24 protein-coding genes and 2 tRNA genes are annotated in these 24,611 nt (G+C 68.7%); 11 read left to right on the forward strand and 15 right to left on the reverse strand.

What is annotated here, in order from left to right:
- The first annotated feature begins 46 nt into the window (after positions 1-46).
- Complete coding sequence (locus DXK32_RS01625; RefSeq protein ID WP_114856909.1) at positions 47-1,432, forward strand: class II 3-deoxy-7-phosphoheptulonate synthase; 1,386 nt, start codon at positions 47-49, stop codon at positions 1,430-1,432.
- Between the two features lie 133 nt (positions 1,433-1,565).
- On the opposite strand, the gene DXK32_RS01630 is transcribed toward DXK32_RS01625, so the two are convergent.
- The 6 genes from DXK32_RS01630 to DXK32_RS01655 form a co-directional block, all read right to left on the reverse strand.
- The gene (locus tag DXK32_RS01630) at positions 1,566-1,976 is read right to left on the reverse strand and encodes a flagellar basal body-associated FliL family protein (protein ID WP_247876925.1); all 411 of its coding nucleotides are present in this window, start codon (positions 1,974-1,976) and stop codon (positions 1,566-1,568) included.
- Positions 1,977-2,163: 187 nt separating this feature from the next.
- Positions 2,164-3,657, reverse strand: a complete 1,494-nt coding sequence (gene gabD, locus DXK32_RS01635) for an NADP-dependent succinate-semialdehyde dehydrogenase (protein ID WP_114856911.1) — start codon at positions 3,655-3,657, stop codon at positions 2,164-2,166.
- A gap of 128 nt (positions 3,658-3,785) precedes the next feature.
- Positions 3,786-4,676, reverse strand: a complete 891-nt coding sequence (gene panC, locus DXK32_RS01640; RefSeq protein WP_114856912.1) for a pantoate--beta-alanine ligase — start codon at positions 4,674-4,676, stop codon at positions 3,786-3,788.
- Positions 4,677-4,826: 150 nt separating this feature from the next.
- Positions 4,827-4,991, reverse strand: a complete 165-nt coding sequence (locus tag DXK32_RS01645) for a hypothetical protein (RefSeq protein WP_014240656.1) — start codon at positions 4,989-4,991, stop codon at positions 4,827-4,829.
- Between the two features lie 232 nt (positions 4,992-5,223).
- Positions 5,224-5,298: transfer RNA gene (locus tag DXK32_RS01650), tRNA-Val, on the reverse strand.
- 131 nt (positions 5,299-5,429) lie between these two features.
- A tRNA-Val gene (locus DXK32_RS01655) sits at positions 5,430-5,504 on the reverse strand.
- Between the two features lie 158 nt (positions 5,505-5,662).
- Between DXK32_RS01655 and DXK32_RS01660 the strand changes: the two genes are divergently transcribed.
- Positions 5,663-6,535 (forward strand): DUF3108 domain-containing protein, encoded by an 873-nt coding sequence (locus DXK32_RS01660; RefSeq protein ID WP_114856913.1) that lies wholly within the window; start codon positions 5,663-5,665, stop codon positions 6,533-6,535.
- Positions 6,536-6,539: 4 nt separating this feature from the next.
- Here DXK32_RS01660 and DXK32_RS01665 read toward each other — a convergent pair whose 3' ends face one another.
- Both DXK32_RS01665 and DXK32_RS01670 read right to left on the reverse strand, forming a co-directional pair.
- Entirely contained in the window at positions 6,540-6,818 is a 279-nt protein-coding gene (locus tag DXK32_RS01665; protein WP_114856914.1) for a hypothetical protein, read from the reverse strand.
- Between the two features lie 145 nt (positions 6,819-6,963).
- On the reverse strand, positions 6,964-7,644 hold the full coding sequence (locus DXK32_RS01670; protein WP_114856983.1) for an HAD-IA family hydrolase: 681 nt from the start codon (positions 7,642-7,644) through the stop codon (positions 6,964-6,966).
- A 306-nt stretch (positions 7,645-7,950) separates the two neighbouring features.
- Here DXK32_RS01670 and glmU point away from each other — a divergent pair, with 306 nt between their 5' ends.
- Positions 7,951-9,306: a bifunctional UDP-N-acetylglucosamine diphosphorylase/glucosamine-1-phosphate N-acetyltransferase GlmU gene (gene glmU, locus DXK32_RS01675; RefSeq protein WP_114856915.1), complete on the forward strand. Its 1,356-nt coding sequence runs from the start codon at positions 7,951-7,953 to the stop codon at positions 9,304-9,306.
- A 57-nt stretch (positions 9,307-9,363) separates the two neighbouring features.
- On the forward strand, positions 9,364-11,190 hold the full coding sequence (glmS, locus tag DXK32_RS01680; protein ID WP_114856916.1) for a glutamine--fructose-6-phosphate transaminase (isomerizing): 1,827 nt from the start codon (positions 9,364-9,366) through the stop codon (positions 11,188-11,190).
- 85 nt (positions 11,191-11,275) lie between these two features.
- On the opposite strand, the gene DXK32_RS01685 is transcribed toward glmS, so the two are convergent.
- On the reverse strand, positions 11,276-11,803 hold the full coding sequence (locus DXK32_RS01685) for a DUF882 domain-containing protein (RefSeq protein ID WP_247876926.1): 528 nt from the start codon (positions 11,801-11,803) through the stop codon (positions 11,276-11,278).
- 426 nt (positions 11,804-12,229) lie between these two features.
- Here DXK32_RS01685 and DXK32_RS01690 point away from each other — a divergent pair, with 426 nt between their 5' ends.
- The 4 genes from DXK32_RS01690 (at position 12,230) to DXK32_RS01705 (ending at position 15,081) form a co-directional block, all read left to right on the forward strand.
- Positions 12,230-13,549 (forward strand): pentapeptide repeat-containing protein, encoded by a 1,320-nt coding sequence (locus DXK32_RS01690; RefSeq protein WP_114856984.1) that lies wholly within the window; start codon positions 12,230-12,232, stop codon positions 13,547-13,549.
- An 86-nt stretch (positions 13,550-13,635) separates the two neighbouring features.
- Complete coding sequence (locus DXK32_RS33605) at positions 13,636-13,929, forward strand: rubredoxin (RefSeq protein ID WP_114856918.1); 294 nt, start codon at positions 13,636-13,638, stop codon at positions 13,927-13,929.
- Positions 13,930-13,979: 50 nt separating this feature from the next.
- On the forward strand, positions 13,980-14,435 hold the full coding sequence (locus tag DXK32_RS01700; RefSeq protein WP_114856919.1) for an Lrp/AsnC family transcriptional regulator: 456 nt from the start codon (positions 13,980-13,982) through the stop codon (positions 14,433-14,435).
- Positions 14,436-14,457: 22 nt separating this feature from the next.
- A complete protein-coding gene (locus tag DXK32_RS01705; RefSeq protein WP_114856920.1) occupies positions 14,458-15,081 on the forward strand; it encodes a LysE family translocator in 624 nt (207 codons plus the stop codon).
- A 32-nt stretch (positions 15,082-15,113) separates the two neighbouring features.
- Here DXK32_RS01705 and DXK32_RS33395 read toward each other — a convergent pair whose 3' ends face one another.
- Positions 15,114-15,242 carry a hypothetical protein gene (locus DXK32_RS33395; protein ID WP_282184081.1) on the reverse strand — a complete coding sequence of 43 codons (129 nt, stop codon included), beginning with the start codon at positions 15,240-15,242 and terminating at the stop codon, positions 15,114-15,116.
- 323 nt (positions 15,243-15,565) lie between these two features.
- Between DXK32_RS33395 and DXK32_RS01710 the strand changes: the two genes are divergently transcribed.
- Complete coding sequence (locus DXK32_RS01710; RefSeq protein WP_348981583.1) at positions 15,566-16,597, forward strand: patatin-like phospholipase family protein; 1,032 nt, start codon at positions 15,566-15,568, stop codon at positions 16,595-16,597.
- A gap of 6 nt (positions 16,598-16,603) precedes the next feature.
- Here DXK32_RS01710 and DXK32_RS01715 read toward each other — a convergent pair whose 3' ends face one another.
- Together DXK32_RS01715 and DXK32_RS01720 are read right to left on the reverse strand one after the other, a co-directional pair.
- Positions 16,604-17,563 (reverse strand): SAM-dependent methyltransferase, encoded by a 960-nt coding sequence (locus tag DXK32_RS01715; protein ID WP_114856922.1) that lies wholly within the window; start codon positions 17,561-17,563, stop codon positions 16,604-16,606.
- A 9-nt stretch (positions 17,564-17,572) separates the two neighbouring features.
- Positions 17,573-18,580, reverse strand: a complete 1,008-nt coding sequence (locus tag DXK32_RS01720) for an alpha/beta hydrolase family protein (protein WP_162801028.1) — start codon at positions 18,578-18,580, stop codon at positions 17,573-17,575.
- 216 nt (positions 18,581-18,796) lie between these two features.
- Between DXK32_RS01720 and DXK32_RS01725 the strand changes: the two genes are divergently transcribed.
- Together DXK32_RS01725 and DXK32_RS01730 are read left to right on the forward strand one after the other, a co-directional pair.
- The gene (locus DXK32_RS01725; RefSeq protein ID WP_114856924.1) at positions 18,797-19,063 is read left to right on the forward strand and encodes a (2Fe-2S)-binding protein; all 267 of its coding nucleotides are present in this window, start codon (positions 18,797-18,799) and stop codon (positions 19,061-19,063) included.
- 579 nt (positions 19,064-19,642) lie between these two features.
- Positions 19,643-19,963 (forward strand): hypothetical protein, encoded by a 321-nt coding sequence (locus DXK32_RS01730; RefSeq protein WP_038527471.1) that lies wholly within the window; start codon positions 19,643-19,645, stop codon positions 19,961-19,963.
- A 19-nt stretch (positions 19,964-19,982) separates the two neighbouring features.
- Here the strand turns inward: DXK32_RS01730 and DXK32_RS01735 are convergent, their stop codons facing one another.
- The 3 genes from DXK32_RS01735 to DXK32_RS01745 form a co-directional block, all read right to left on the reverse strand.
- Positions 19,983-21,746: a sensor histidine kinase gene (locus DXK32_RS01735; RefSeq protein WP_114856925.1), complete on the reverse strand. Its 1,764-nt coding sequence runs from the start codon at positions 21,744-21,746 to the stop codon at positions 19,983-19,985.
- Between the two features lie 133 nt (positions 21,747-21,879).
- Entirely contained in the window at positions 21,880-22,482 is a 603-nt protein-coding gene (locus tag DXK32_RS01740; RefSeq protein WP_114856926.1) for a response regulator transcription factor, read from the reverse strand.
- Entirely contained in the window at positions 22,475-24,505 is a 2,031-nt protein-coding gene (locus DXK32_RS01745) for a sensor histidine kinase (RefSeq protein WP_114856927.1), read from the reverse strand. Before DXK32_RS01745 ends, DXK32_RS01740 begins: the two co-directional genes overlap by 8 nt.
- Positions 24,506-24,611 lie beyond the last annotated feature (106 nt).

The raw sequence follows: 24,611 nt of genomic DNA on the forward strand, positions 1-24,611 counted from the left end.
TCCGGCCTTCGAGAGGAACCCTTAGCACAAGGAAAGAGCGGGCGTCATGGTTGAGCGTTGGTCCCCCGACAGCTGGAGGTCGAAGCCGGCGAAGCAGCTTCCGACCTATCCGGACCCGTCCAAGGTCGAAGCGGTCGAGCAGCGCCTGTCCTCCTATCCCCCGTTGGTCTTTGCGGGCGAGGCGCGCCGGCTGAAGGACAGCCTCGCCGCCGCCGCCGCCGGCAACGCCTTCCTGCTGCAAGGCGGCGACTGCGCGGAGAGCTTCGCGGAGTTCCACCCGAACAACATCCGCGACACCTTCCGCGTCCTGCTGCAGATGGCCGTCGTGCTGACCTTCGGCGCCGCCATCCCGGTGGTCAAGGTGGGCCGCATGGCCGGGCAGTTCGCCAAGCCGCGCTCCGCCGACACCGAGGTGCTGGAGGGGATCGAGCTTCCGTCCTACCGCGGCGACATCATCAACGGCTTCGACTTCACGCCGGACGCCCGCGTTCCCGACCCGGAGCGCATGATGCAGGCCTACACCCAGGCCGCCGCCACGCTGAACCTGCTGCGCGCCTTCTCCCAGGGCGGCTACGCCGACCTGCACAAGGTCCATCAGTGGACGCTGGGCTTCGTCGAGCGCTCCCCCGCCGGTGAGCAGTTCCGCGAGATCGCCAACCGGCTGGACGAGACGCTGGGCTTCATGGCGGCCTGCGGCATCACCGCCCAGACCACCCCGCAGATTCGCGAGACCGAGTTCTTCACCAGCCACGAGGCGCTGCTGCTGCCGTTCGAGCAGGCGATGACCCGCGTCGACAGCACCACCGGCGACTGGTACGACGTCTCGGCCCACATGCTGTGGATCGGCGACCGCACCCGCCAGCCGGACGGCGCGCATGTCGAGTTCCTGCGCGGCGTGAAGAACCCGATCGGCCTGAAGTGCGGCCCGACGACCGATCCGGACGAGTTGATCCGCCTGATCGACCTGCTGAACCCAACCAACGAGCCGGGCCGCCTGACCCTGATCGTCCGCATGGGCGCCGACAAGGTGGCGGAGAAGTTCCCGCCCCTGCTGCGCAAGGTGCAGCGCGAGGGCCGCGTCGTCGTCTGGTCCAGCGACCCGATGCACGGCAACACCGTCAAGTCCACCAGCGGCTACAAGACCCGCCCGGTGGAGAAGGTGCTGTCGGAGGCGCGCGATTTCTTCGCGGTGCACGAGGCCGAGGGCACCCACGCCGGCGGCGTCCATTTCGAGCTGACCGGCCAGGACGTGACGGAGTGCACGGGCGGCGCCCAGGCGATCACCGACCACAAGCTGGCGCTGCGCTACCACACCGCCTGCGACCCGCGGCTGAACGCCAGCCAGGCGCTGGAGCTGGCCTTCCTGCTGGCCGAGGAGTTGAAGCGCGCCCGCCTGAAGCGCGACGCCGACCGCCGCGCGGCGGCGGAGTAAGGCATCCGCAGGGGCTTGCCCCCACCCTAACCCTCCCCCGCTAACGCAGGGGAGGGAACTGCCGCCGCTTCGCAGAGGGCACCCTCCCCTGCGAAAGCGGGGGAGGGCCGGGGTGGGGGCAAGCGTCCCCTCTCTACCGCACCACCATCCGTTCCAGCAGCACCTCGCGCACGCGGATAGCCTGCGCCTCGCGCTTCATCACGCTCGCCACGGTGCTCTTGATCAGGTTGGCGCCCTCGGCCCCGCTCAGCTGGCCCGGCTCAATCTGGCGCAGACGGTCGGCCATCTGGTCGGCGATGCGGGGAACGAAAGGCATGGCCGGGTTCGGGTCCGCGGTGGGCTCGATCTCCAGCAGCACGCGGATGTCCACCAGACGCGCGTCGCTGCCGCCCAGCGTGAAGGTCATCGTCGGCAGGGACGCGTAGGTCTTCTGCGCCTTGCGGTCGCCACCGGCGTTTTTTCGCGCACCGGATTTGGCGGAGACCACCGTCCAGGTGCCCAGCGCGGCGAGCAGCACCAACGCCACCGCGACGAGGACGGGCATCACGGACACCGACTCCCCATCGGAACGCCGCAGCAGGAAGTGCACCGGGCCGCCTTTCCCCCATCATTCCCCGGATGGGGGGTATGGGCATATTTAACGATGATTTATCCTAGATAAAAAAACGGGGCCGGTCAAAGCGCGTCGCGCGACCGGCCCCGCTTTTTTACTTGAAATCAGCACCCGGCCTTCAGCCGCCGATGCCGCCCATGCACAAATACTTGATTTCCAAGTAATCCTCGATGCCGTACTTGGAGCCCTCGCGGCCGATGCCGCTTTCCTTCATGCCGCCGAAGGGGGCGACCTCGGTGGAGATGATGCCCTCGTTGATGCCGACGATGCCGTACTCCAGCGCCTCGGCCACCCGCCAGACGCGGCCGATGTCGCGGCTGTAGAAGTAGGCGGCCAGACCGAACTCGGTGGCGTTGGCCATGCGCACGGCCTCCTCCTCCGTTTCGAAGCGGAACAGCGGGGCGACCGGGCCGAAGGTCTCCTCACGCGCCACCTTCATCGCCGGGGTGACGTCGGCGAGGATGGTCGGCTCGAAGAAGCTGCCGCCCAGCGCGTGCCGCTTGCCGCCCAGCACCACGCGGGCGCCCTTCTCCGTGGCGTCGCGGATGTGGTCCTCGACCTTCTCCACCGCCGCCATGTCGATCAGCGGCCCCTGCTGCGCCCCTTCCGTGGTCAGGCCGGGGCCGACCTTCAGCGCCTTCACCGCCTCGGCCAGCTTGGCCGCGAAGGCGTCGTAGACCCCGGACTGCACCAGCAGCCGGTTGGCGCAGACGCAGGTCTGGCCGGTGTTGCGGTACTTGGACGCGATGGCGCCCTTCACCGCCTCGTCGAGGTCGGCGTCGTTGAAGACCAGGAACGGCGCGTTGCCGCCCAGCTCCAGCGACACCTTCTTCACCGTGCCGGCGCATTGGGCCATCAGCTCCTTGCCAATCTCGGTGGAGCCGGTGAAGGTCAGCTTGCGCACCGTCGGGTTGCCGGTCATTTCACCGCCGATGGCGCGGGCCGAGCCGGTGACGACGGCGAGGATGCCCGCCGGGATGCCCGCCCGCTCCGCCAGCACCGCCATGGCGAGCGCGGTCAGCGGGGTGGCGGTCGCCGGTTTGATGACCATCGGGCAGCCGGCGGCCAGCGCAGGGCCGGCCTTGCGGGTGATCATCGCCGCCGGGAAGTTCCACGGCGTGATGGCGGCGGTGACGCCGATCGGCTCCTTGGTCACGACGATTCGGCGGCCCGGCAGATGCTGCGGGATGGTGTCGCCGTAGACGCGCTTGCCCTCCTCGGCGAACCATTCAATGAAGGACGCGGCGTAGGCCACCTCGCCCCGCGCCTCGGCGAGCGGCTTGCCCTGCTCCGCCGTCATGATGCGGGCGAGATCCTCCTGGTTCGCCATCATCAGGTCGAACCAGGTCCGCAGGACCTTCGCGCGTTCCTTCGCGGTCAGGGCGCGCCAGGCCGGCCAGGCGCGCTCGGCGGCGTCGATGGCCCGGCGCGTCTCGTCGGCGCCCATCATCGGCACGCTGCCCAGGACGCTGCCGTCGGCGGGGTTGGTCACCTCCACGGTCTTGCCGCTGTCGGCGTCGATCCACCGGCCATCGACGAAGCCCTGGAAGCGCAGCAGCTCGGCGTCCTTCAGCCCGAGACGGCGGGCGGTGTCCACGGAATCATACGGCATGGTGCCTTCCTTCCCTTGGTTCTTGCGCGCAACAGCGCGGTCGCCAGAGAGTATAGGACACCACGCCCCCTCTGCGATCCTTCGCGTGACGGGGGCAGACGTGCGGACCGGGGATGGAACGCCGGCGTTTACGCCGGAAGGACCGGCACGTTGTCGATCAGGCGCGCCTTGCCCATCCAGGCGGCGGCCAGCAAACGCGCCGGACGCTCCGCACGGATCACCGGCTCCAATGTGTCGGCATCGCGCAGCTCGACATAGTCGATGGAGCCGAAACCGGCGGCGGTGATGCGCGCCCGCACCGCCTCCAGGACCGCGGTGGCCTCCGCCCCACCGGCCAGCGCCGTGGCGGCGTCGCGAAGCGCGCGGTTCAACTCCGGCGCGCGGGCGCGCTCGTCGGCGGACAGGTAGGCGTTGCGCGAGGACATGGCCAGCCCGTCGGCCTCCCGCACCGTCGGCAGCCCCTCCACCCGCACCGGGATGTCGAGGTCGCGGGCGAAGCGGCGGATGACCATGAGCTGCTGGTAATCCTTCTCCCCGAACACCGCCACGTCGGGCTGGGCCTGGAGGAACAGCTTGGTCACGACCAGGGCGACGCCGCCGAACATCTGGGGCCGGAAAATGCCGCACAGCCCCTCCGCCGGGCCGCCGACCGAAATGGCCGTGGCGAAGCCCTCCGGATACATGGCGCGCACCGTGGGAGCGTAGAGCAGATGGCAGCCCGCCGAGACAAGCTTCCGCGAATCCCCGGCCTCGTCGCGCGGGTAGCGGTCGAAGTCCTCGTGCGGGGCGAACTGGGTCGGGTTGACGAAGACGCTGGCGACCACCCGGTCGGCCAGTTCCCGCGCGCGGCGCACCAGGGCGAGATGGCCGTCGTGCAGGGCGCCCATGGTCGGCACCAGGGCCACCGTCTTGCCGTCGCGGTGCCAGGCGGACACCTGGGCGCGGAGATCGTCCACGCTGCGGACGACCGGCAGGGGCTGTTCCGACTCCGGCGGGCGGGCAGCGGCGAGGGAGGTCATGGCGGGTGCTCCACAGGCGTCATAAACGGCGCTGGGATAAACCGCCGGATCGGCGCTGTCCAGTCATGGAATTAACCGGACGAGCCGGAATTTGAAATTTTTCCATCCTGCGGGCGGGTCGGACCGCCGGTCTCCCGCCCGCGGACTCGGTCAACGCATCAGCGTGACGACGACCAGATAGGTCAGGTTTACCCAGGCGCCGAGCGTGGCCAGGAGGACCAGGGTGGCCGGAGACAGGACCACCGAACCGAGGATCACGACGAGCGCCACGACCAGCAGGCCGAGGGCGAGAAGGGTCACGCGCGTATCTTCCATGTCACTGCTTCCAGATGATTGAGCAAATCGGATGCTGGAAGCGATAGACGAAAACCCCACAGGCTGTAGCTGATCTGAATCAACTGCGGCGGCATTCGTCTTAAAAAGGCACACGCGATTAAGCAGGGATTTTTTGTGGCATTCACGCCGTGAAACATGGCCACGCAACCGAGTCGACGGCTCGTTACTGGCGAATTCCAGCGATGCTTTGGAGAGGAGGCGGTGTTTGGGATGGTGGGCGCAGTAGGGATTGAACCTACGACCCCACCCGTGTGAAGGGTGTGCTCTCCCGCTGAGCTATGCGCCCATCCCAAAGAAACAACCGCTGACGCACCACGGAGACGACAAAGCGAGGCCCGACGGACCCCGATCTTGACCGGCCCTATGGTGGAGGGGATGGTACCATCCGCAAAGCCCAGGAACCACCGGACTTTGGGATGGTGGGCGCAGTAGGGATTGAACCTACGACCCCACCCGTGTGAAGGGTGTGCTCTCCCGCTGAGCTATGCGCCCATCCCAGTAAAACCGCGTCGGCATCAGGCTCGTTTCGCTGTCGCGTCGTTGCCACCGCTGCGGTGAGGCGGGTTTCTAAAGGCCCCGCCCCCTCCTGTCAAGCACCTGTTTCACACCAATATCAAAGAAACCCTCCCCCCAGGAGCCCCGATAAGCCAATGGACATGACACGCCGGACCGCACCTCCCGCCAGACTTCCCTCTGCCGCCATCGCGGCCGGACTGTGCGCGGCGCTCGCCGGCCTGTTCCCACTGCCCGCCCAGGCGCAGCGCTGGCAGTTGGATTACCGTGTCCATGTCGGCGGCGTGGCCGTGCTCGACGCGCGGGCGGAGCTGACCCTGACCGAGGGCCGCTACAGCGTCCAGGTCAACGCCGCGACGGACGGCTTTCTGGGGCGCCTGTTTCCCTGGGAAACCCAATCGCTCAGCGTCGGCACGGTCACCCCGGACGGAGTCGCCCCGATCCGCCACACCCAGTCCGGCGTCCTGCGCGGTTCCCCCCGGACCGTCACCTTGGATTTCGCCCCGGACGGCAGCGTCCGCACACAGGTCTCCCCGCCCCCGGAAGAGGAGGACCGCGACCCTGTTCCCGACACGCTCAGCCGAGAAACCCGCGATCCGCTGAGCGGCGTCCTGGACATGCTGATGGCGGGGCTGCACGGCGGGGGATGCCAGCGCACGGTGCCCGTTTACGACGGGCGCCGCCGCTACGACATGATCTTTACGGACCGGGGAATGACCATGATCGGGGCCTCGCGCCATTCGGTCTTCGCCGGCGCGGCGCGGCAATGCCGGGTGTCCCACAAGCCGATCGCCGGTTACGAGCGCACGCCGCGCCAAGCCTTCTGGCAGCGCGGCGGCGGCGGTCGGGAGGAGAGACCGCCTGTCGATCTGTGGATCGCTCCGGTGGAGGGGTCCGGCCCGCCCCTGCCCGTCCGGCTGGAGACCGACAGCGGATTCGGCGGCGTGGTCATCCACCTCACCGCCGCCCGCAAGACCGACCAGACGGCGGAGCGTCCCGCCCCGCCCTGACGGGTCAGGCGCGTCCGACGCCGCCGCTGCCGGCGGTGGGGTGGTAGAGCAGGTCGGCCATCGGCCGCTCGGCCAGCGCCTGCTCGCACAAGCGGTTGAACTCGGCCATCTTGCGCTGGAGGTCGCTGTGGTGGGCCATCATCCGGTCGAAGTCGGCGGTGGCCGAGTCGATCTGGCTGTTGGCCGGAGTAAAGTTGGCGGTGTGGCCTTCGATGGACAGAGCGTCGGCGGAGAGGGTGTCGCCGGTCTGGGTCTTACCGGGGAAGGCAAGGATCTGGGCCATCGGGTGTCTCCTTCGCTCACCACCATTCGATGCACCCATCCAACTACATTTACCTTTCGTTAGCCACCGTTAATCTCTCGTTAACCATGACAAGAAGGAGACCTACAGCAAAGCCCTCGCTGCGCCCGGCGACGCGGCCCGTCCCTCAGGCGCCCAGGCGCCGCAGGGCGTCCGGCAGGTCGGCGATGCGGTCGAGCAGGATATCGGCGCCCAGTTCCCGCACCGGCATGCGGGGATAACCGTAGGTCATCGCCACCACCGGCACGCCGGCGGCGCGGGCAGCCGCCACGTCGTTGCGGTTGTCGCCCACCATCGCGGCGCTGCCGCCGCCCAGCGCCTCGACCACCCAGGACAGATGGCGCCCGTCCGGCTTCTTCACCGGCAGCGTGTCGCCGCCGGCCAGCGCGGAGAACAAGGGCGACAAACCCAGCCGGCCCATCAGTTTGCGGGTGATCCGCTCCGGCTTGTTGGTGCACAGCCCCAGCCTGATGCCACTGTCCGCCAGCACCGCCAGGGTTTCCGGGACGCCGGGATAGAGCACCGGAGGTTCGTCGTCCTGGAAATAGGCGTCCAGGTAATCGGCCAGGACCGTCTTCAGAGCATCCTCGCCCAGGGCGTCGCCGGTCGCCTCGAAAGCCTGCCGGACGAGGGCGGCCGAACCGTCGCCCACCATGCCGCGCACCTGTTTCTCGCTGACGGCGGGCCGGTCGAAGCGGGACAGGGTGCGATTGAGGACGCGGGTCATGTCCCGCGCGCTGTCGATCAGCGTGCCGTCCAGGTCGAAGACGACCGCGGAGAAGGGAATGGCGGCGGGCGCGGCAGACATCGGCAGAAGTCCCATGGTCAGTCGAAGACGAGCGGATACCCCTTTCGATAGCACGACCTTCCCCCGGCGGCGAGCCCCTGTTCCCGCGACCCACCCCCAGCATAGGCCCATCGGCGCCGACGGCGCGGGGTGCGTACACCCTCGGGCCGCGATTCGTGTATGTCAGATTGACACAAAAGTTGACTTGGGGTCCCGGCGCCGGATGTGGCACTCAATGCTTGAGGACACAACTTTTGCCCGGATATTGATGCGCACGCTTTTCCGCCCGTCCGCCATAACCCACACCCAATACTGCAGGGATATCCGATGACTCAGCACCGCCCGCTCGCCTGCGTCATTCTCGCCGCCGGCAAAGGCACCCGCATGAAGTCGGACCTGCCGAAGGTCCTGCACCGCGTCGCCGGCCAGCCGATGGTCGGCCATGTGCTGTCCGCGGTGAGGGCGCTCGACCCCGACCATGTGGTCGTGGTGGTCGGCCCCGGAATGGACAATGTGGCCGACGCCGTGGCCCCCTACCCCACCGCCGTCCAGCATGAGCAGCGCGGCACCGCCGACGCCGTGCGCGCCGCCTTCGGCCTGCTGGAGGGGTTCGACGGCGACGTGGTTGTGCTCTACGGCGACACGCCGCTGGTCACGCCGGACACGCTGCGCGCCATGGTCGCCGCGCGGCGCCAGCCGAACGACCCGGCGGTCGTCGTGCTGGGCATGCGCCCCGACGATCCCGGCGCCTACGGCCGTCTGATCCTGAACGCCCGCAACGGTCTGGAGAAGATCGTCGAGTATCTCGACGCCTCGGAGGAGGAGCGGCAGGTCACCCTGTGCAACGCCGGGCTGATGGCCTTCGACGGCGCGCGGATGTTCGACCTCATCAACCGCATCGGCAACAGCAACGCCAAGAGCGAATACTACCTCACCGACGTGGTGCAGATCGCCCGCAGCAACGGCATGGCCTGCGCGGTGGTCGAGGCGGCCCCGGCGGAGGTCGTCGGCGTCAACTCCCGCGCCGAGCTGTCGGAGGTGGAGAAGCTGATCCAGCGCCGCCTGCGCAAGGCCGCCATGGACAACGGCGCCACCCTGACCGACCCGGACAGCGTCACCTTCTGCGTGGACACCCGCCTCGGCCGCGACGTGATCGTCGGCCCGCACGTGGTGTTCGGCCCCGGCGTGGTCGTCGCCGACCGGGTCGAGATCAAGGCCTTCAGCCATCTGGAGCAGGTGCGGGTGGACAGCGGCGCCCAGATCGGCCCCTACGCCCGCCTGCGCCCGGGGGCGGAGATCGGCCCGGACGCCCACATCGGCAACTTCGTCGAGATCAAGAACGCGAAGATCGAGGCCGGCGCCAAGGTCAACCACCTGACCTACATCGGCGACGCGCGGGTGGGGGCGAAGGCCAACATCGGCGCCGGAACGATCACCTGCAATTACGACGGCTACGCCAAGAGCCACACCGACATCGGCGCCGGGGCCTTCATCGGCTCCAACACCGCGCTGGTGGCTCCGGTCAGGGTGGGCGACGGCGCGATCGTCGGAGCGGGCAGCGTGGTCACCACCGACGTGGAAGGCGACGCGCTGGTCGTGGCGCGCGGGCGCCAGCAGGCTTACACCGGCTGGGCCAAGCGTTTCCGCGAACGGAAGCAAAACGAGAAAGCGAAAAAGGCGTAAGATTGCCCCGGTTGACCGTTCACCCGGCCCCGGCCATCATTCAGGAGTTGCAGGTTCATGTGTGGCATCATCGGCATCATCGGCACGCATGACGCGGCCCCCCGTCTCGTCGAGGGTCTCCGCCGCCTCGAATACCGTGGTTACGACAGCGCCGGCGTCGCCACGCTGGTCAAGGGCGGCATCGAGCGCCGCCGCGCCGAGGGCAAGCTCATCAACCTCGACGCCAAGCTGCGCGAGGCGCCGCTGCCGGGTGTGATCGGCATCGGCCACACCCGCTGGGCCACGCACGGCGGCCCGACCGAGAACAACGCCCACCCGCACGCCACCCACCGCGTGGCCGTGGTGCACAACGGCATCATCGAGAATTACCAGGAGCTGAAGACCGAGCTGATCGAGCACGGCTATGTCTTCGAAAGCGCCACCGACACCGAGGTGATCGCCCACCTCGTCACCTATTACATGGAGAAGGAAGGGCTGGGCCCGGTCGAGGCCGCCGCCGCCTCCTTCAAGCGCTTCACCGGCGCCTTCTCGCTGGTGCTGCTGTTCTCCGGCCGGGAGGACATGCTGATCGGCGCCCGCCACGGCACGCCGCTGGCCGTCGGCTACGGCGAGGGGGAGATGTATTTCGCCTCCGACGCCTTCGCGCTGGCGCCGCTGACCAACCGCATCTGCTATCTGGAGGACGGCGACTGGGTGGAGCTGACCCGCAGCGCCGCCGTGATCCACGACGCCACCGACGCGGTGGTGGAGCGTCCGGTGAAGACCACCGCCCTGTCCGGCGCGCTGATCGGCAAGGACGGCTACCGGCACTACATGCTCAAGGAAATCTACGAGCAGCCGCAGGTCATCGGCGACACGCTGAACGCCTACATCAACCCGGAGACCGGCCGCGTCACCCTGCCGGAGACCAGCTTCGACATCGCCAAGGCGACGAAGCTGACTATCGTCGCCTGCGGCACCGCCTATTACGCCGGCGTCGTGGCGAAATACTGGTTCGAGACGCTGGCCCGCCTGCCGGTCGAGGTCGACATCGCCTCGGAGTTCCGCTACCGCGAGGCGCCGATGCCCGAGGGCGGCGTGGCTCTGTTCATCAGCCAGTCCGGCGAGACCCTGGATACGCTGGAGGCGCTGCGCTACTGCAAGCGCCAGGGCCAGAAGATCCTGTCCATCGTCAACGTGCCGGAAAGCACCATCGCGCGCGAATCCGACGCGGTCCTCTACACCATGGCCGGGCCGGAGATCGGCGTCGCCTCGACCAAGGCCTTCACGACCCAGCTGACGACGCTGGCCTGTCTGGCGGTCTCGGTCGGCCACGACCGCGGCGTCATCCCGGCCGAGCGGATGCAGCAGATCGCCCAGGCCCTGCGCGAGGTGCCGGCCCGCGCCGCCGACGTGCTGGCCCACGACGAACGCCTGCACGAGTTGGCGCAGGAGGTCGCGGAGGCCCGCGACGTTCTTTACCTGGGCCGCGGCGCGATGTACCCGCTGGCTCTGGAAGGCGCGCTGAAACTCAAGGAAATCAGCTACATCCACGCCGAAGGTTACGCGGCGGGCGAATTGAAGCACGGCCCCATCGCGCTGATCGACGAGAGCGTGCCGGTGATTGTCCTGGTGCCGTCGGACAACCTGTTCGAGAAGACCGTGTCCAACGTGCAGGAGGTCTGCGCGCGGTCCGGCAAGGTGCTGCTGATCGCCGACAAGAAGGGCATCGACAAGCTGTCCGACAAGGTCCGCTGGTCGCTGGAGCTGCCGGCCTGCGACCCGCTGGTCGCCCCGCTGCTCTACGCCATTCCGGTGCAGTTGCTGGCCTATCACGTCGCCGTGCTGAAGGGCACCGACGTCGACCAGCCGCGCAACCTCGCCAAGTCGGTCACCGTCGAGTAAGGCGGTCCGGTCGAGGACAATCCGGCCAAAGAAAAAGCCCCCGTCCGACCGGCGGGGGCTTTTTCGTTTTCTCCCGGGAGGCCGGTCAGGACGCCCAATGGCGCTTCGGGCCGACATCGACATGGACGAAGTTGCTGTCCGGGTAATAGCCCACCCCGCCGCCGCGCAGGCTGAGCGCCGCGCGCTGCAGGGTGCGCAGCGGCAGGCCGGGCACCCGCAGGTCGATGGCCTTGCCCTGCATGTGGAAGCTGTTCTGGGCGACGCCGCTGCCGTCCTGCTCGCGCAGCCAAGCGTTGGATTCGGGGGAGCGGTAGCCGGAGATGATGTGCACCGGCGTCTTGCCGCCGACCTTGCGGGTCAACGCGTGCAGCAGATCGAGCAGCTTCGGGTCGATGGGATGAACGGCCCCGGTGCGGTGGTCGCGCAGCAGGTGGTTGATCTCGCGCAGCCCGTCGCGCTGGTAGCGTCCCCTGGACCAGTATTCCGCACGGACCCGTTCGCCGGTGTGAAGGTTGAGCAGGACCAATTGCCGCGGCGGGGCGCGCAGCGCCGCCTCCGACACCTCCGGCGCCATCACCATCCCGGCGGCGGCCGTCGCCAGACCGATGCGCAACAGTTCCCTCCGGCCGAGCTTGGCTGCTGGGGTCGGTTGGAATTTGGCCTCGGTCATCATGCCTCCATGGGGTCCCGAACGGGGCGGTGCGCAGAACGCCCCCTTTTTGTCCGATGCCTTTTGGCGGCAGAGCCCCCGCTTCTGTCAAGAAACCAATGGTTAACGTCTTTAAAACGCCCGCGTTTCCTGGACTTGCCGGGCGACCGTGCCCGCGTCGGGAGGACCGAGAGCCGCGTTACAGGGGTGAAACATAGCGCGACGCTCTCCCGATTCGCCCGAGTCCCCGCCGGCACCGGCCGTGACAAGGCCGGGGCAAAAAGCGGCAACCATGAAGGGTATTGCCGCGAATTTTACCGTTTAGTCTTCGGTAAGGAATCTACCCCCATAGTTTGGGTAGTGGAAACAACCCCCGTCAGATTGCTGCCCGTGTCCCCCGTCGCCACAGCCCCCGCGCCGGCTCCATCCTATCTTCGGCCCGATCAGCTGGCCGAGGTTCTGGACCGGCACGCCCGCTGGATCAAGGGCCAGCCGGGCGGCGCCCGCGCCAATCTGGCGCTGGCCGACCTGGAGGGCGCCGATCTGTCACAGCGCGACCTGCGCGGGGCGCGTCTGGTCGGGGCGAAGCTGGCGCGCTGCCGGCTCAGCGGCACCAACCTCGCCGGCGCCGACCTGTTCGGCGTGGACCTGCGCGACGCGGACATCACCCGCGCCAACCTGATGCAGACGGATCTGCGCGGCGCCCGGCTGCGCTCCGCCGACTTCTCGAACGCCAACCTGCGCGACGCCGACCTGCGCGCCGGCACGCTGGAGCCGGGAGGCAGCGCCCGCCGCGGTTCCGGTCCGGACGGGCATTCAGACGCCCAGGACGCCGAGGCCACCCGGCAGACGCACCGGACCGCCCTGGCCCGCCTTCAGGGCGGCGCCACCGCGGAAGGCGGCATCCCGACCGATCTGACCGGCGCGGTGCTGGCCGGCGCGAACCTGACGGACGCCGACCTGTGCGGGGCGGTGCTTCAGAACGCCGACCTGACCGGAGCGGTGCTGACCGACGCCAACCTGTCCGGAGCGCGGCTGAACGGGGCCAACCTGAGCGGCGCCCGGCTGGACGGGGCCACCTTCGACAACGCCGATCTGGTCGGCACGCGGATGGTCGATTGCGACCTCTCGCGGGCCAACCTCGGTTCCGCCTGCCTGACCCGCCCGATCGACAGCATGGGCTCCGAGATCCAGCGGGCGATCTTCGACCACGAGCGCTGGATCGACAGCGTCGGCCAGCGTGGGGAGCGCGCCGAGCTGGACGGCACCGACCTCAGCCGCGCCGACCTGCGCGGCGTCAATCTCAGCGCCGCCTCGCTGCGCGGCGCCAACCTGTCCGACGCGGCATTGACCGGCGCGCGGCTGATGATGGCCGACCTGTCCGGCGCCAATCTGGAGCGCGCGAACCTGATGGGCGCCGACCTGTCGGGCGCCAATCTCAGCTTTGCCCGGCTGACCGGGGCCGACCTGACGCGGGTCAATCTCGGCCCGGCGGAGATCAAGGACCCCAGCGGACGGCCCACCGGCCGCTCCTGGGCCGCCAATCTGATGGGCGCCGACCTGCGGCAGGCGATGCTCACCGATTCCCGCATGGTCCAGGCCAACCTGACCGACGCCGACCTGGAGAACGCCGACCTGGACGGGGCCGATCTCGCCGGCGCGAAACTGCAGCGCGCCCATCTCAAGGGGAAGGCGCCGCGACGGCGCTGACCCGCAGCGCTCGATCCGCGACCGTCATCATCCCGCAAAGGACCGCGGGGCATAGTGCGGCACCTCGATCCGCCGGACGCTCCGCCATGCCCACCCTGCCCCGCTCCTTCCTTCGCCGGCTTCAGCGACGCGGCGCCTTGCGCCTGATCCCCGCGTTCGTCATCGCCCTGTTCGTCCGCCCCGCAAGGGCCGAGGACCCGCGCCTGTTCGAAATCTGGCGGTGCGGCGGCGGCGACTGCCCCGGCTACGAGTACCACCCCCGCGACGGCGACCCGGAGCACGGCGCGCCGGCCGGCACCGCCTTCCAGGACCTGCCGGCCGATTGGTTCTGTCCGCGCTGCGGCGCCGGCAAGCCGGACTTCCGCCGGATGGGCGACTGACCGGCACAAAGCCCTTGCCATCCGTCGAGCAATCAGAAAATATTGCGGTCATGGACGACACAGACCGCAAAATCATCGCGCACATCCAGGAAGATGGACGCGCTTCCTACGCCGACATCGGGGCCGCGGCCGGGCTGTCGGTGTCCGCCGTCAACGAGCGGCTGAAGAAACTACAGGCCAGCGGCGTGATCCAGGGCTGGGGCGCGCGGCTGTCGCCCAAGGCCGCCGGGTTGGACGTGCTGGCCTTCGTCGACGTGCTGCTCGACCGTCCGGAGCATGACGCGCCCTTCCGCGACGCCATGCGCGCCACGCCGGCGGTTCAGGAGTGCCACCACGTCACCGGGGACTGGTCCTACCTGCTCAAGGTGCGCGTGGCGAACACGGAGGAGCTGGAGCGCTTCCTCTCCGACCGGCTGAAGGCCCTGCCCGGCGTCGTGCGCTCCCACACCGTGATCGCGCTCTCCTCGGTCAAGGAGACGCCGGTCCTTCCCATCGGATCAGATTGACGCCTTTTCAGGAGTATCCGCCATGGACACGCTGCCCGCCCTGCTGAAGGGCCTGATCATCGGCTTCAGCATCGCCGCCCCGGTCGGGCCGATCGGGCTTCTGTGCATCCGGCGCACCCTGGCCGACGGGCCGGCGCATGGCTTCGTCAGCGGGCTGGGTGCTGCCAGCGCGGACGCGGTCTATGGCGCCATCGCCGGCTTCGGGGTGGCCCTGGTCACGGACGCGCTGCTGGGCGCCCAGGTGGCGCTGAAGCTGGTCGGCGGGCTGATGCTGCTGTGGCTGGGCTGGAGCACCCTGCGCGCCCGCCCGGCGGAGCGCGCGGCGGACGCCCGCGGCGGCGGCGGTCTGGCCGGGGCCTACGCCTCCACCTTCGCGCTGACGCTGGCCAACCCGGCGACGATCCTCAGCTTCGCCGCGGTGTTCGGCGGGCTGGGCGTGTCGGCGGGGGACGGAAACAGCACCGGCGTCGCCGCCCTGCTCGTGGCGGGCGTCTTCCTCGGTTCGGCGATGTGGTGGTTGGGGCTCAGCGCCTCGGTCGGGGCTCTGCGGCGCCGGGTCACGCCCGCCGCCATGCTGTGGATCAACCGCGTTTCGGGAGCGGTGCTGGGAGCTTTCGGGATCGCGGCCCTCGCCTCTCTCCTGTGAGGAGGCGGGATGCGCCGATCACCCGGAGCAACTCAGAACAGAATGGTCACCGGGCCGCCCAGCGCGACCGCGGCGACAATCAGGATGGCCACCGCCGTCAGCTTCTCCGCCGCCGACCAGCGCTGCCAATCCTTCTTGAAACTCTTGAATTCCTGGGCCATGGCAACCTCCGCCATCCCTGACTGTCCGTGTTGAGAGCGACATTGGACGCTTCCAGTTGATGTTTGGTTAACGTCGCCCGGAAACTCTTTCATCCATCGCAATGCCACAGGTAATCGGAAGAAAAACTGATGCAAGTCAAATAGAGGGCAAAAGCGGGTACAATTTTCGGCATCCCCCATGAGGAGGCCCCCGGGCGCGTCCCGCGTCCCCCGGATGGAAGGGTTTCCACCGACGGTCCGATGCCCCAAATCCCTTTGGACACCCATCGACGCGTCGGCGACGGACAAGCCTGACCAAGCCCACAAGACATGAGGTGCTGGCGGTGAGCGGACTGAAGATCGGACTGGCCCTGGGCAGCGGGGCGGCGCGCGGCTGGGCGCACATCGGCGTGTTGCGCGCGCTGGAGGAGATCGGGGTCGAGCCCGACGTGATCTGCGGAACCTCGATCGGCGCGGTGGTGGGCGCGGCCTACCTGACGGACCAGCTGGACGAGTTGCAGGCCTGGGCCCAGAGCATGGGCTGGCTCGGCATGCTCGGCATCATCGACCTCACCTTCCGCCGCGGCGGGCTGCTGGCCGCCGACCGCACCTTCGACCGCTTCCGCAATCACCGGACCGAGGTCGCCATCGATCAATTGCGCAAGCCCTTCGCCGCGGTCGCCACCGACCTCAGCACCGGACGGGAAATCTGGCTGCGCGACGGGCCGATGCTCAGCGCGGTGCAGGCCTCGGCCGCCATGCCCGGCCTGTTCCCGGCGGTGCGGCGCGACGACCATTGGCTGGTGGACGGCGCGCTGGTCAACCCGGTGCCGGTGTCGCTCTGCCGCGCGCTGGGGGCGGACGTGGTGATCGCGGTCAACCTGAACAGCGAGCTGTCGCCGCTGAGCCGCCCCTCCGGACGCGGCGCCGCCAAGCTACGCAAGGCGGCGGAGGCCAAGCCCGCGCAGATGCAGACGGCCCAGATGCAGCAGGCCCAGGCCCTTCAGGAAGAGGCGATGGCGCCGGCGGGGGACGCCACCTCGCCGGTCTTCTCCACCCTGACCTCGCAGATCGCCTCCTGGATGGGGCGGCGCCCGGCGGCGCGCACGCGCTTCCTCGCCGACCAGCTCACGCGCGCCCCGGCCTCCAACGTCCCGCCCAACGTGATGGACGTGATGGCCGGGTCGATCGACATCATGCAGGACCGCATCACCCGCTCCCGCCTCGCCGGAGAGCCGCCGGACGTGCTGATCGCGCCCCGCCTCGCCCACATCGGCATCCTGGAGTTCGACCGCGCGGAGGAGGTGGTGGAGATCGGCTACGGCGCCGCCTCGATCCTCAAACCGGCGCTGGAGCTGGCGCTGCGCCGGGCGTAGCCGCGCTCAGACGGGAGCCGCCGGCCACATCCAGGTCAGCTCGTGCTTGTTGTGGTTCAGGTGCAGCACCCGCCCGCCGGGGATCGCGGCGAAGGCGCGGGCCGTCTCGTGGTCGGTCTCGGCCTGGAACTTCAGCGTGCAGATGAAGCGCTTGGCCAGCCCGCTCTCCATCCACTGGTTCACCAGCCGCAGCAGGCGCGTGGGGTAGCAGATCACGTCGCAGCACAGCCAGTCCACCGGCCCGACGTCCTGCGGCTTCAGGCCGAAGGCGCTTTCCTGACGGAACTCGATGCGCGGCAGGGCGGCGATGGCCGGGTCGAGTGGCGCCTTGTCGACGCTGACCACGCTGGCGCCCAGCTCGTGCAGCACCCAGCTCCAGCCGCCGGGGCAGGCGCCGAGATCGATGCAGCGGTCGCCCGGCCCCGGCTGCTCCCCGAACAGGGTCAGTGCTTCCCACAGCTTCAGATAGGCGCGGTTGGGCGGCACCATCCGGTTCTCGACGAAGGTGACCTCGCCGTGGCGGTAGGGGCTGGAGCAGCGCGCCGCCGCGACGATGGTGTTCTCATCCAGCAGCGTCCAGGAGCCCAGCGGCGCCGTCGGCAGCGGCGACGGGAAGACCACCGGCTTGGCCGAGACGTGGGGCAGGTTCTCCTGGATCAGGCTGGCCCGCCGGTGATGGCGCAGCGTCCACAGCGCCCAGTTGCGCTGGATGGAGCGCAGCGCCCGCGCCCCCTCCTTGATCGACGCGAACTCGATCCGCACCGGGTCGTGCCAGATGTTCTGCGCCCAGGCGGCCGGACGCGCCGGACCATCGGCGAAGACCAGCCGGTCCTCCACCGCCGCCACGTCGCCCAATTCGGCCACGAGGTCCTGCACGAAGCCCTCGGGCGCCAGATAGATGGTCTGCCCCAGCGGGGTATGCGCCGGCGCCGGACGGGCGGACGAAGTGTCGGATGAGTCGCTCATGCCGAGGGGCTAGCGCCCCTGGCGTTCGATTGCAAGAGCGCGGTCGAAGAAATCGGCGATCTCCGCGTTCAGTCGCTCGTGGAAGGCCGTCCGGTCGAAGCCCGGCGGGTCCTGGGCGGGCGGCCCGACCTCCGCCGCGATGGCGGCCGGAACGGGCGTCATAAAGGCGAAGTGCCCAGCATTGCGCACGACCTCGTATGCGGGTGGCACGGGCAAGCGGTCACGCAGGTCCTCGATCTGGGAAGCCGCGATCTGCTCGTCCCGCTCGGCCCGGTACAGGCGGCTGGGGATCGTCACCCCCGCGAGGCCGTCCCTGGAGAAAGGAACACCGACCGGCGCCATCAGGACAGCCGCTTGGATGCGCGGGTCGCGCGCCTCGACACGAGCCTGCGTCTCCTCGTTCCCAAGATGGCAGAAACGCTCACCAACGGGCGGGGTGCGGCAATGGGCGGCGATGCGTCCCAGCTCCGCCACCCCGCCGGCGGCCACCAGAACCGTGTATCCGCCCGCCGAGAAGCCGAGGGCGCCGACGCGCCCGCCGTCGATCCGGCCCGCCAACACCGGTTCCGCCAGAAGATGGTCGAGCGCGGCGGACAGTTGGGCCGGGCGATTCCGCCACATCCGTTCCGTGCCGGCGTCCCGGTTGTCGTCGAAGGCGTTGCCCCGGTGATGAACCGCCGCGACCACGTAGCCCCGCCGGGCCAGAGCTATGGCGGTGTCCGCGTGACCGAAGGCGCTTCCTCCGGACCCGTGGGACACGACCACCAGCGGGTGGCGCCCCTCGGCCACCGGCCCGCCCTCCGCCACTTGGAACGTGAAGGGGCCGCGCTGCACCGGCGTCTCCGGCGCGTCCGTCGGGTACCAGACCACCACGCGGGCGATCCCGCCATCCGCCGGGTCGGTGAAGGCCAGCGCCCGCATGCCCACCGCCGTCTCCACCGCTGCCGTCTCCACCACTGCCGTCTCCACCACGGACGCCGCCGCCGCGCCGGCCCAGAGGACCGCGACTCCAGCCATCAGCAGCCATCCCATTCGCCGCACCGCATCCTCCCACCACTCGAAGAAAAGCATCGACAACGGAGGTAGCCGTCACCCCCGTTGGATCGAGCTGTGACATTCCGTCGCAATCCGCTCAAATGCGGCCCTCATGATTCAGATCAATTGACAATCATTCTCAGTCGCAGCACATTGACCCCAGCACGATCGCACAACACGCACCGCTGCCGGGGGCCCATGTACGTCTGCATCTGCCACGCGCTGAACGACAAGCAGGTTACCAAGGCGCTGGAGAACGGCGCGCGCACCCCGGCCTCCGTCTTCCGTCATTTCGAGCGTCAGGTCCAGTGCGGCAAATGCGTTCCGATGATGCGGGAGATGGCCCAAAGCCATTGTGCCAACCAGTGCCAGGCCTGCCCCAGCCAAGCCGCGACGCAGCAGCCTGTCCTGCTGCCGGAGCCGGCCAACGCCGACAGCTTCCCCTACGGCGTCGCGGCGGAGTGAAGGGCCTCGCTCTTTCCCACCCTACCAAGTCATTGCAATACCCCCCACACTTCCGCTCAGTTGAAACACAGCAATCGCCGCCGGATTGCCGCTGAGTGTTCTTTTAATCCGGGATTCTGCGGAATTGTTTCGGAACGGAACAGCCTTTTCGCGCTTTTTTCTTCCGTTCGGTAGCGGCCCACCCCTTCCTTTCGGCTGCGACAAATCGCCATAGACTTATACCCCTGGCCCGCTTGACGGGGCGGGGCCGATCGTGCAGAAAGAGTCCAACCCGGATTCAAGAAATCCGAAGCATTCGGAGCGGCACGGAGCGCTCCTGGCTGGACGGGACACACAAAAAATCAAGTCGCCTGGAACTGGAATTGCTTTTCATGCGTCTATGAAAAGCAACCGGATTGATTTCTTATTTTGGCGCTGCAGCAATGCATTTTTTTGCAATGCACATGTTTTTTGAAAACAGGAACCCAACGCAAGGCGCCAACTTGAAACGCCGATCGGACGCCCGGTCGAAGGGTCCCGGAGCAATCCAAAGGCCCGGCCAATCCAAAGGCCCAGGCAATCAGAAGGGAGAAGCGAGAGATGAGCCGCCGCAACCGGCACGCCCATGACGCCAAATGCCGTACCCTGCTTCAGGCGACCGCCGACCGGCTGGACCGGTTGCGGTCGCAGGTGGAGCGGTTCGGGCTTGAGGGTCACGAGGGCATGAGCCGGGACGAGTTGGAGCGCACGCTGGATGCTCTGCGCGGCCAGCACAACCGGCTGTCCGCCCGCGTCGAGGCGGCGCGCATCGCCACGGATGACGCCTGGACCTTTGCCCGGGCAATCGCCGATCAGGCTGCGGCCGAATTGGCCGATGGCCTTGACGGCATGGAAGCCCGCCTGAAGCGCGTGGCGGCCTGACCGCGGCGGCCGGGCCGGCTTACTCGGCCTTGAGCAGCACGATGGTCCCCTGCCCGGCCGCCGGAGCGGCCGGCGGCGCACCGGGCAGGATGATGCGCACCACCGTGCCCTCCCCAGGGGCGCTGCACAGGTCCAGCCGCCCGCCATGGGCCTCGACGAAGCGTTTGGCGAGCGGCAACCCCAGCCCTGTGCCGGAATGGGCCTTGGTCATGTAGCTGTTCACCTGGCGGAAGGGCTCCAACGCGATCTGGATGTCCTCCGGGGACATGCCGATGCCGGAATCGGCGACGGTCAAAACCACGCAGCCCCCCTCGTCGCGCACCGCATCCGCGCGCACGCAACCGCCTGCCGGCGTGAACTTGATGGCGTTGGACAGCAGGTTCAGCACAGCCTGCCGCAGACGGATGGCGTCGGCCATCACCGTCAGGCCGGTTTCGACGGGCGCGCTCTCGACCCGCACCCCTTTCTGACCAGCCAGCGCCTCCATCAACTCCAGGCATTCCCCCAACAGCACGGCGACGCGCACCGGCTCCGGATAGAGTTCCAGCCGTCCCGCCTCGACCTTCGCCATGTCCAGCACGTCGTTGACCAGCGCCAGCAGATGCTGGCCGGAGGCGTGGATGCTGGCGATGTAATCCTGGTGCTTCGGCGGGCTCGGGCCGAACAGGCCGGACAGCAGGGCCTCGCTGAAACCGATGATCGCGTTCAGCGGGGTGCGCAGCTCGTGGCTCATGTTGGCCAGGAAATCGGATTTGGCCAGATTGGCCGCCTCGGCATGGTCCTTCTCGGCCTCCAGCCGGCGGCGCTGCTCCGCCAGCATGGCCTCGCGGGCGATGCGGGCCTCGCGTTCTGCATGGCGGCGGCGGCGGACGTGGCGCGTCACCACCAGCGACAGCACCAGAGTCGCCAGACCGGCGCCCGCCGCACCGGCCAGGATGGTCGTGCGCGTCCGGTTCAACTGGCTGCTGATCTGCTCGAACGGGACGGCCACGATGATCGACCAGCCGGTCTGCTGCGACCGGTGAACGAGAACGAGCGCCTCGTGCCCCTCCCTCGTCGTTCCTGAGAACAGCCCCTGATTAGACTCCATCAGCCGGGGGACCATCTTGTCCCGGACTCTTTGGCCGACATGCCGTTCCGGATCGTGGGACCGCGCGGCGATGACCAGGGCGGGATCGACGACCGACACCGTCCAGGCCGCGGGGATTCCCGACCCGCGCAGCACGGCGTCGAGCCCGTCCAGCCCGACCGCCAACGACAGCACATGGCGGATCGGCGCTCCGTCCGGGTCATCCGGGTCCAGGACCGGCGCACGGACGATCAGCGCCGGACGCCCCGGCGGCCCGCCCGGCGGCAGAACGCCGCCGACGACCGTCCTCCGCGTGGCGGCCACCTGCCGGGTCACGTCGTCCAGACGCGGCGGCGGCAGGGAGGCCCCCAGCGGATACTGCGTGTGGAACAGGAAGGACATGTCCTCCACCGTCACCAGCCCCATCGCCAACCAGCCCGGTTGGCTGCGCACGGCCTCCACCGCCTCCGACTTCAGCAGGGCGACATCCTTCACCGTGCCGCGGCTCAGCGCGGCCAGAAGCTCCAGAGGGCGGGCCTTGCTTTCCAGCTCCCGGTCGATGGCGACCATCACCGAACGGGCCTGCGCGGCCAGTTCCGCCGCCAGGACGTCCTGCTGTCGAAGGTCCAGAATCCAGACCACCACCGCCAGGAACAGCAGCAGCGGGGCGATGGCGGCGAGCCCCAGACCCAGCGTCGATGAGGGCAGTCGCAAGGCACTCTCCGACCGTTGACGGACACGGAATGGCGTTCGGACTGGACAGGGACAGGCGGTGCGCCTCCCCCTCCAATGGGTCGCCCGCATCGGTTCGCCTGTCAAGCCCGCCGGTTGTCCTTTCCCTCCGCGCTCACCCCACCGCCGCGAGGATGCGGGCCAGTTCCACGGCCGTCTTGACCCCCATCTTCTCGAAGACATGGGCGCGGTGCACCTCGACGGTCCGCATGCTGATCCCCAGCTCGTCGGCGATGACCTTGTTCAGCTTGCCGGCCACCACCAGACCCATCACCTGCCGTTCGCGCTGGGTCAGGGTCGCCAGCCGGGCGGCGACGCCGGCCTGCCCGGCCTGCCGCGCCCGCTCCCCGGCGTCGAAGGCCAGCGCTTCGATCACCCGGTCGACGAGATCGTTGTCGTTGAAGGGCTTCTCCACGAAGTCGCGGGCGCCCTTCTTCAAGGCCGACACGGCGATGGGCACGTCGCCATGGCCGGTCAGGAACAGCACGGGCATCCGGCAGCCCATGGCGCTCAGCCGGTCGAACAGCTCCAGCCCGCTCATCCCCTCCATGCGGATGTCCAGCAGAAGGCAGCCGGTCATGGCGGGGTCGTAGTCGGCGAGGAACGCCTCCGCCGACGGCCAGGAGGCCACCGGGACGTTGCGCGACTGGAACAGCCAGCCCAGGGCGTCGCGGATCGCCTCGTCGTCATCGACGATGTGCAGCTTCGGCTCACACATCGGCGGTTCTCTCGTCGTGGGACGTCGCCACGCCGGTCATTGACGGTTCGGACAGGACCGGCAGGGAGAAGAGGAACACGGTGCCGCCCTCCGGCGCGGGCTCGAACCACAGGCGCCCCTGGTGGTGCTCGATGATGGACCGGCAGATGTTCAGGCCCATGCCCATGCCCTCGGTCTTGGTGGTGAAGAAGGGAGAAAACAGTTTTTCCGCATTTTCAGGCGAAATGCCACAACCGCGGTCCTGGATGCGCGTCAGGACCGACCCGTCCATCGCCTGCACCGTGACGCTCAGGCGGCGGCGGTCGCGCCGCGTCGCCGCCATGGCTTCGATGCCGTTGCGCATCAGGTTCATCACCACCTGCTGCAACAGGATGCGGTCGGCCATCACCGCCGGCAGACCGCGCCCCACCTCCAGCACCAGCTTCACCCCCTGCTGGCGGGCATCGGCCTCCATCAGGGCCACGCAATCCTCCAGCATCTCCGACAGGCAACAGGGGGCGACGTTCGGCTCGCTCTTGCGAACGAAGTCGTGAATCCGCCGGATGATCTGTCCGGCCCGCCTGGCCTGCCCGGACAGCTTCTCCAGCGCCGTCGCCAGTTCGTCCGGCCGGATGCTGCCGGCCTGAAGGCGGTTGAGACAGCCGGTGCAATAGCTGGCGATGGCCGACAGCGGCTGGTTCAGCTCATGCGCCAGGGTGGAGGCCATTTCGCCCATGGTGATCAGCCGCGCCGTCTGCTGCAGCCGCTCCTGCTGCTGGCGGGCCAGCTCCTCCGCCCGTTTGCGCTCGGTGATGTCGAGGACCGAACCCATCCAGCCGGTGTGCCGACCGTTGGCGTCGATCAGCGGCGCCTCGTAGATCAGCGCATCGAACCGTTCGCCGTTGGCGCGGCGGAAGCGCAGCTCGAAGCCGTTGGCCGGCGCGTTGCCGGCCAGGACGGCCTGGAAGACCTCCTCGGTGTGGGCGAGATCCTCCGGCAGCCAGTAGGGCATGACCGGCCCGGCCCCAACCAGCTCCTCCGCCGTCCAACCGACCATGCGGCAGAAGGCCGGATTCACATAGATGATGCGGCCGTCCAGGTCGCGGGCGCGCATGCCCACCGTCAGGCTGTCCTCCATCGCCTTGCGGAAGGCGTGCTCGGCGCGCAGGGCCTCCTCCGCCCGGATGCGCCGTGCGATGTGGCGGCGCACCGCCCACAGGCTCCACAGGGCCGAGACGGTCAGCGCGAAGATGGCGGCGATCAGGATGTTGCGCCCGAGGTTGCCGGAGAGCTGATGCAGCGTGGCGACCAGCGTCAGCCCATGCCCCGGCGGGTCGAAGGGCACGACGTGGCTGCGCCGCGGCTCCGGCATGGCGATGCGCGACTTGGTCCCCAGCACCGCCCCGTAAGGATCGATGACCTCCAGCTGATAGCGCTGGGCGAACCACCAGGGCACGTGATGGGTCAGCAAGGCGTCGATCGACAGCACGCCGGCGAGCGCGCCGGCGAACTCCTCCCCGCGGAAGATCGGGATGACGATCTCGAACGCGGTGTCCGCCGCGCCCAGCCGGTAGGGCGCCGAATAGGCCCGGCGGCCCGATGAGCGGGCGATCAGGAAGGCGTCGGCGCGCGGGCTGGGACCGAAGGCGTCGTCCAGCGCCGGCCCGTCCTCCACCGGCGGCTCCGACCGCACCGGCCGTCCCTGCGGATCCAGCCGCACCACCCGCTGGATCGCCGGGTTCACCGTCACGATGTGGCGCGCCATCACTGAATAGTTCACCGGCGTGGTGTCCTCGCGCCCGAGCGATTCGGCGAGATACTGAAGCTTCTCCTCGTCGGAGGTGAGCTGGAAGTGGAGATTCTGCTCCACCCACAGCACGTCCTTGATGAGGGTGAGCGTCTCCTCCTCCCGCTCGCTGCGATGGAGAACCCACAGGAAGACGCCGAACAGCAGGACGACCAGCGCCATCGCCACGATGGGCATGGCCTGCACCGGGCCGCGCTGGCCGAGGCCATGGGGCGCGCTGGCCGCACCGCCGGTCATGGGGGGGAGAGGTGTTGGCACGGCAACCAATATGTCACGTTCACAGCTACGGATTTCCACAATAGCGTCGAGGGCGAAATTATCGAACAATGAAAGAATATCAAAG

The sequence above is a fragment of the Azospirillum brasilense genome (assembly GCF_003349955.1).
GTDB lineage: Bacteria > Pseudomonadota > Alphaproteobacteria > Azospirillales > Azospirillaceae > Azospirillum > Azospirillum brasilense_B.

Excerpts from the sequence above, each read along its gene's own strand:
- DXK32_RS01625 (WP_114856909.1), top strand. The coding sequence starts at position 47 with ATGGTTGAGCGTTGGTCCCCCGACAGCTGGAGGTCGAAGCCGGCGAAG.
- DXK32_RS01630 (WP_247876925.1), bottom strand. The coding sequence starts at position 1,976 with ATGCCCGTCCTCGTCGCGGTGGCGTTGGTGCTGCTCGCCGCGCTGGGC.
- gabD (WP_114856911.1), bottom strand. The coding sequence starts at position 3,657 with ATGCCGTATGATTCCGTGGACACCGCCCGCCGTCTCGGGCTGAAGGAC.
- panC (WP_114856912.1), bottom strand. The coding sequence starts at position 4,676 with ATGACCTCCCTCGCCGCTGCCCGCCCGCCGGAGTCGGAACAGCCCCTG.
- DXK32_RS01645 (WP_014240656.1), bottom strand. The coding sequence starts at position 4,991 with ATGGAAGATACGCGCGTGACCCTTCTCGCCCTCGGCCTGCTGGTCGTG.
- DXK32_RS01660 (WP_114856913.1), top strand. The coding sequence starts at position 5,663 with ATGGACATGACACGCCGGACCGCACCTCCCGCCAGACTTCCCTCTGCC.
- DXK32_RS01665 (WP_114856914.1), bottom strand. The coding sequence starts at position 6,818 with ATGGCCCAGATCCTTGCCTTCCCCGGTAAGACCCAGACCGGCGACACC.
- DXK32_RS01670 (WP_114856983.1), bottom strand. The coding sequence starts at position 7,644 with ATGTCTGCCGCGCCCGCCGCCATTCCCTTCTCCGCGGTCGTCTTCGAC.
- glmU (WP_114856915.1), top strand. The coding sequence starts at position 7,951 with ATGACTCAGCACCGCCCGCTCGCCTGCGTCATTCTCGCCGCCGGCAAA.
- glmS (WP_114856916.1), top strand. The coding sequence starts at position 9,364 with ATGTGTGGCATCATCGGCATCATCGGCACGCATGACGCGGCCCCCCGT.
- DXK32_RS33605 (WP_114856918.1), top strand. The coding sequence starts at position 13,636 with ATGCCCACCCTGCCCCGCTCCTTCCTTCGCCGGCTTCAGCGACGCGGC.
- DXK32_RS01700 (WP_114856919.1), top strand. The coding sequence starts at position 13,980 with ATGGACGACACAGACCGCAAAATCATCGCGCACATCCAGGAAGATGGA.
- DXK32_RS01705 (WP_114856920.1), top strand. The coding sequence starts at position 14,458 with ATGGACACGCTGCCCGCCCTGCTGAAGGGCCTGATCATCGGCTTCAGC.
- DXK32_RS33395 (WP_282184081.1), bottom strand. The coding sequence starts at position 15,242 with ATGGCCCAGGAATTCAAGAGTTTCAAGAAGGATTGGCAGCGCTGGTCG.
- DXK32_RS01715 (WP_114856922.1), bottom strand. The coding sequence starts at position 17,563 with ATGAGCGACTCATCCGACACTTCGTCCGCCCGTCCGGCGCCGGCGCAT.
- DXK32_RS01720 (WP_162801028.1), bottom strand. The coding sequence starts at position 18,580 with ATGGCTGGAGTCGCGGTCCTCTGGGCCGGCGCGGCGGCGGCGTCCGTG.
- DXK32_RS01725 (WP_114856924.1), top strand. The coding sequence starts at position 18,797 with ATGTACGTCTGCATCTGCCACGCGCTGAACGACAAGCAGGTTACCAAG.
- DXK32_RS01730 (WP_038527471.1), top strand. The coding sequence starts at position 19,643 with ATGAGCCGCCGCAACCGGCACGCCCATGACGCCAAATGCCGTACCCTG.
- DXK32_RS01740 (WP_114856926.1), bottom strand. The coding sequence starts at position 22,482 with ATGTGTGAGCCGAAGCTGCACATCGTCGATGACGACGAGGCGATCCGC.
- DXK32_RS01745 (WP_114856927.1), bottom strand. The coding sequence starts at position 24,505 with ATGACCGGCGGTGCGGCCAGCGCGCCCCATGGCCTCGGCCAGCGCGGC.